The sequence below is a fragment of the Bacillus sp. XF8 genome (genome assembly GCF_017498755.1).
Classification (GTDB): Bacteria; Bacillota; Bacilli; order Bacillales; family Bacillaceae_G; genus Bacillus_A; species Bacillus_A bingmayongensis.
Map to the genome: position 1 here is coordinate 1 of NZ_JAGDQK010000006.1, position 226 is coordinate 226.

The following is a 226-nucleotide window of genomic DNA, read 5'->3' on the forward strand; positions in this document are numbered from 1 at the left end:
CCATCATTGGCATTATATTCGGTGGTTGATTATCCATCATTGGCATCATATTCGGCATTTGATCATTATCCATCATTGGCATCATATTCGGTGGTTGATTATTATCCATCATTGGCATCATATTCGGCATTTGATCATTATCCATCATCGGCATCATATTCGGTGGTTGATTATTATCCATCATTGGCATCATATTCGGCATTTGATCATTATCCATCATCGGCAT

At 37.6% G+C, this 226-nt stretch carries 1 protein-coding gene; it reads right to left on the reverse strand.

The window, feature by feature from the left end:
* Positions 1–226 (reverse strand): hypothetical protein (locus J4P91_RS06430; RefSeq protein WP_207993295.1); only part of this gene is annotated, 226 nt, incomplete at both ends.